2 protein-coding genes and 1 pseudogene are annotated in these 5,451 nt (G+C 74.3%); all 3 read left to right on the top strand.

Annotated elements, in window-relative coordinates:
- A pseudogene (locus F3J10_RS34215) lies at nucleotides 1-672 on the top strand (exodeoxyribonuclease V subunit gamma); the annotation flags it as partial.
- Nucleotides 669-4,409: an exodeoxyribonuclease V subunit beta gene (gene recB / locus F3J10_RS34210; protein WP_167243922.1), complete on the top strand. Its 3,741-nt coding sequence runs from the start codon at nucleotides 669-671 to the stop codon at nucleotides 4,407-4,409. The pseudogene F3J10_RS34215 and the gene recB, both read left to right, overlap by 4 nt.
- Nucleotides 4,406-5,451, top strand: a 1,046-nt coding sequence (locus tag F3J10_RS34205; RefSeq protein ID WP_167243921.1) for an AAA family ATPase, incomplete at its 3' end; no start/stop codon positions are given. The genes recB and F3J10_RS34205, both read left to right, overlap by 4 nt.

Here is a 5,451-nt window from a genome sequence, read left to right as displayed (position 1 = left end):
CCGGGCGGCGCGACCGGCGCGGTGTGGCGCGAGCAGGCGCTCGGCGCGCTCGACCGGCTGGCTGGCAAGGTGCGGCTCGCGCTGGAGGCGGGCGCCGAGCGACGCGCCTTCGCGCTGGAGATCGCGCCGGCCTGGCCGCAGGGCGAGATGCCCTGGTTCGGCGCCGAGGATGCGGCACTGGCGGCCGATGCGCTGCGCGCGCCGCTCTCGCTGCATGGCACGCTGAACCGGCTCACGCCCGCCGGGCAGGTGATCTACCGCTACGCGCGGCCCGGCGCGCGCGATCATCTGTCGGCCTGGCTCGCGCACCTGGTCTATTGCGCGATCGATCCGGGCGGCCCGCGCCGCACGCGGTGGTTCGGCAGCGGCGAGGGTTTCGAATTCGCGCCGGTGGCCGACCCGCTCGCGCATCTCGCGCCGCTGGCCGCGCTGTTCCGCGCCGGCCGCCGCATGCCGCTGCGCTTCTTCCCGAAGAGCGCCTGGGCGCTGGTCGCGGAGGGCGAGGCCAAGGCCGCCGGCGTGTGGATCAACGAGCGCGTGGCCAGCGAGGCCGACGACGCGGCGCTCGCGATCGTCTGGCGCGGCAGGAACCTCTCGCTCGACGCGCCGTTCCCGGCGCTCGCGCGCCTGGTCTTCACGCCGCTCGCCGAGCACCTGAGGAGCGAGGCATGAGCGCCGCCATCGCTGCCTCGCAGGCGCCCCAGGAGCTCGACGTCTTCGCCTGCGCGCTCGACGGGGTGAACCAGATCGAGGCCTCGGCCGGCACCGGCAAGACCTGGAACATCTGCGCGCTCTATGTGCGCCTGCTGCTCGAACACGACCTGCAGGCCGACCAGATCCTGGTGGTGACCTTCACCAAGGCCGCCACCGCCGAGCTGCACGAGCGGATCCGAGGACGGCTCGCGCAGCTCGCGCACGCGCTGGAGACCGGCGACGACGGCGGCGATCCGTTCGTCGCGCGCTTGTTCGAGACCACGCTCGGCGAGGGCGGCGATGGCGGCGGCGGAATCGACGCCGAAACCGCCGCCAAGCGGATCCGTCGCGCGTTGCGCGGCTTCGACCAGGCGGCGATCCACACCATCCACGCGTTCTGCCAGCGCGCGCTGCAGGAAGCGCCGTTCGCGGCCGCCATGCCGTTCGCCTTCGAGATGGAGGCCGACGACGCTGCGCTGCGCTTCGAGCTGGCGGCCGAGTTCTGGCGCACGCGCGTCGAGCCGGTGGCGGCCGCGCATCCCGGCTTCGCGGCCTGGCTGGTCGCGCATCGCGCCGGGCCGGAAGCGCTCGACGCGCAACTCGCGCGGCGCCTGAAGAAACCGCTGGCCGCGCTGCGCTTCGACGGCCTGCCCGATCCACGCGCGCCGGGCCCCGACTTCGACGCGGCGCTGCGGGCCAGCCACGCGGCGGCGGCCGCCTTGTGGCAGGCCGAGCGCGCGGCGATCGCCAGCGTGCTGGCGTTGGCGCAGGCTTCCTTGAACCAGCGCTCGCACAAGCCCGAGGCGGTGGACGATGCGCTGGCCGCCTGGGGCGCCTATTTCAACGAGGCGGCCGGCGCGCTGGCACCGGCCGCCTTGCCCAAGCCGGCCCTGAAGCTCACCCGCGGCGTGCTGGAAAAGGCCACCAAGAAGGGCGGCGCCACGCCCGAGCATCCGTTCTTCGAGGCGGCCGAGGCGCTGGAGGCCGCGCTGGCCGCCGCCGAGGCCGCGCAGCGCGCGCGCTGGCTGGCGCTGATCGCCGACTGGCTGGCCGAGGCGCCGGCGCGTCTCGCCGAGAAGAAGCGCACGCGCCGCGTGGTCTCCTTCGACGACCTGCTCGCCAACCTGTATCACGCGCTCGAGGCCCATCCCTGGCTCGCCGACACGCTGCGCCGCCGCTACCCGGCCGCGCTGATCGACGAGTTCCAGGACACCGACCCGCTGCAGTTCGCGATCTTCGACCGGATCTTCGCGCCGGCCGGGCCGCTGTTCCTGGTCGGCGATCCGAAGCAGGCGATCTACAGCTTTCGCGCGGCCGACCTGCACACCTACCTGGCCGCGCGCGAGCGGGCCGGCGCGCGCTACACGCTGGCGGTGAACCAGCGCTCGACGCCGGCCATCGTCGAGGCCTGCAACCGCGTGTTCGGCGCGAACCCGCGCGCCTTCGTGCTGGACGGCCTCGACTACCAGCCGGTGCGCGCCGGCACGCGGCAGCGCGCGCCCTTCGTCGACGGCACCGATCCGCGCGCCGGCAGCGGCGATTTCCGGATCTGGATGCTGCCCGACGGCGACCAGGCGCTGGGCAAGCGCGACGCGCAATGGCAGGCCGCGCAGGCCTGCGCCGCCGAGATCGCGCGCCTGATGCGCGGCGCGCGTGAAGGCGCGGTGCGACTCGGCGAGGCCGCGCTCACGCCGGCCGATATCGCCGTGCTGGTGCAGACCCACCGGCAGGGCAGCATCGTCAAGCGCGTGCTGGCCGCCTGGGGGATCGGCAGCGTCGAGCTCGCGCAGGCCTCGGTGTTCGCCACGCTCGACGCCGAGCAGCTCGAGCGCGTGCTGGCCGCGATCGATGCGCCGGGCGATCTGCGCCGGCTGCGCGCGGCGCTCGCCACCGACTGGTTCGGGCTCGACGCGGCTGCGCTGTGGCGGCTGGAGCAGGGCGAGGCGGCGCCCGGCGCGGCCGCCGATGATGCCGACGCGATGAGCTGGGTCGAGCGCTTCTCGCGCTATCGCCTGCTCTGGCGCGAACGCGGTTTCGCGGTGATGTGGCGCAGCTTCGCGCGCGAGCTGCGGATCGCCGAGCGGCTGATCGGCGGCGCCGACGGCGAGCGCCGCGTGACCGACATCAACCACCTGGCCGAACTGACCCAGGCGCGTGCCTCGGCGCAGCCCGGCATCGCGCCGACGCTGCGCTGGCTGGCCGCGCAGCGCGCGGTGGGCGGCGGCGAGGACGCGCAATTGCGGCTCGAATCGGATCGCAACCTGGTGCAGATCGTCACCGTGCACAAGTCCAAGGGCCTCGAATACGCGGTGGTGTTCTGCCCGTTCCTGAACGATGGGCGCTTGCACGAGCCGCGCGAGGATGCCCTGCCCGATGCGCGCGAGTATCACGACGAGGCCGGCGCGGCGGTGCTCCATTACGGCTGCGACGAGGTGGCCGCCGAGCTGGCCGCCACGCAGGCACGTCGCGAGCAGGCGGCCGAACGCGCGCGGCTGGTCTATGTCGCGCTCACGCGCGCGGTGCATCGCTGCTACCTGGTGGCGGGCGTCTACCAGTCGGCGCGTTCGACGCGCGAGGCGCGCCGCAGCGTGCTGAACTGGCTGGTCGGCGGCGCCGACCACGGCTTCGACGCCTGGCTCGAGAAACCGCCCGAGGCCGAGGAACTGGCCGCGAGCTGGCGCGCGCTGGCCACCGGCCCGATCTCGATCGCGCCGCTGCCTGGCCTGGGCGCGCGCACGCCGCTGGCGGCCGGCCACGATGCCGAGCGGCTCGGCGGCGCGCGCCAGGCCGCGCGCTTTTTGCGCGACGCCTGGCGCATCGCCAGCTTCAGCTCGCTGACGGCCTCGATCGCGCGCGAGCAGGAAGGCATCGCGGCCGTGCCGGACGAGGCGCTGCGTCCCGATCACGATGCGCTCGCGGCGGCCGTCGATCCGGTGCCGCGCATCGACGGCGGCGGCGAGCGCGCCATGCAGCCCGAGCCCGACGACATCGTCGGTTTCCCGCGCGGCGCGGCGGCGGGCGAGTGCCTGCACCTGCTGTTCGAGCTGAGCGATTTCGGCGACGCGAGCGGCTGGGACGAAGCCGCGCGGCGCGCGCTGCACGAGCGGCCGGTGGAAGCCGAGCCCGAGCTGGCCGAGCGGCTGCCGGCGATGATGACGCGCATGCTGGCCGAGGTGGTCGCCACCGAGCTGGTGCCCGGCATGCGGCTCGCCGCGATCGATCCGGGCCGGCGCCTGAACGAGATGGAATTCCTGTTCCCGGCCGCCGCGCTCGATTTCGCGGCGCTGCGCGCGTTGCTGGTCGAGCACGGCTATCCCGACGTGGCGCTCGAATCGGGTACGCTCGCGGGTTTCTTCAAGGGCTTCATCGACATGATCGTCGAGCACGACGGCCGCTTCTGGATCGTCGACTGGAAGTCGAACCATCTCGGCGCGACCCCCGACGCCTATGGGCCGGCCGCGCTCGACGCGGCGATGGCCGACCACGCCTATCACCTGCAGGCGCTGCTCTATACCGTCGCGCTGCATCGCTACCTGCGCGTGCGCCTGCCCGGCTACGACTACGACAGCCACATGGCCGGGTATCTCTACCTGTTCGTGCGCGGCGTGCGTCCCGGCTGGTCGAGCGGCGGGCGGCCCTCGGGCGTGCATGCGCGGCGGCCCTCGCGCGAGCTGGTCGAGGCGCTCGACGCGTTGATGCGCAAGGAGCGCGCATGAAGGACCTGACCGAACCGTTCGGCTTCGTCGGCGGGCTGGCCGAGCGCCTGCCCGAGCCGGCCGATTTCGGGCTCGCGCTGGCCGAGGGTTTCGCGCGCCGGATCGGCATGCTGTCGCGCCGGCTGGGCGCCGGCTCCGATGCCGCGCGCTGGGCCGCGCGCGCCGCCTTCGCGGCCAGCCGCGCGACCGCCGCCGGCCACGTCTGCATCTCGCTGGCGGCGCTGGCCGAACGCTACGACACCACGCTCGAGGCGGTGCGCGCCGAGCTGGCCGCCAGCGGCGTGGCCGCCTTCGGCCGCGCGCCGCGCGGCGCCGATTGCCCGCTGGTGGTGGATGGGGAAGGGCGGCTTTATCTCGCGCGCTATTACGACTACGAGACGCGCCTGGCCGATGCGCTGGTGATGCACGCGGGCGCGGCCTCGCAAGCGGACGCGGCCGCGTTCTCGCCTGTCGCGCTGCGCGAGAGCCTCGACCGCTTCTTCGCGGCGCCGCGCGCCGGCGAGATCGACTGGCAGCGCGTCGCGGCCCTGGTCGCGCTGGGCGGGCGGGTGACGATCGTCAGCGGCGGTCCCGGCACCGGCAAGACCACCACCGTGGTGGGCGTGATCGCCTGCCTGGTGGAGATGCAGCCAACGCTGCGGATCGCGCTGGCCGCGCCGACCGGCAAGGCCGCGCAGCGCATGCAGGAAGCCCTGCATGCGCGCGCCTCGGGCCTGCCGCCGGAACTCGCGGCGCGCCTGCCGCAAACCTCCTACACGCTGCATCGCCTGCTCGGCTGGCTGCCGGGCGGGCGCTTCCGCCATCATCGCGACAATCCGCTGCCTTACGAGCTGGTGGTGGTCGATGAGGCCTCGATGATCGACGTCGCGCTCGCCGCGCACCTGCTCGACGCGCTGGCGCCGGGCGCGCGGCTGGTGCTGCTCGGCGACAAGGACCAGCTCGCCGCCGTCGAGGCCGGCGCCGTGTTCGCCGAGCTGAGCGCGCGGCCGGCCTTCAGCGCGGCGGGCTGCCGGCGCATCGCGCAGGCGCTGGGCGTGGAGGT

It is taken from the genome of Burkholderia sp. Cy-637, from assembly GCF_011753175.1.
Lineage (GTDB): Bacteria > Pseudomonadota > Gammaproteobacteria > Burkholderiales > Burkholderiaceae > Burkholderia > Burkholderia gladioli.
Note: the sequence above shows the minus strand (reverse complement) of the source record. Positions and strands in the feature narration are given on the sequence as shown.

Excerpts from the sequence above, each read along its gene's own strand:
- recB (WP_167243922.1), top strand. The coding sequence starts at position 669 with ATGAGCGCCGCCATCGCTGCCTCGCAGGCGCCCCAGGAGCTCGACGTC.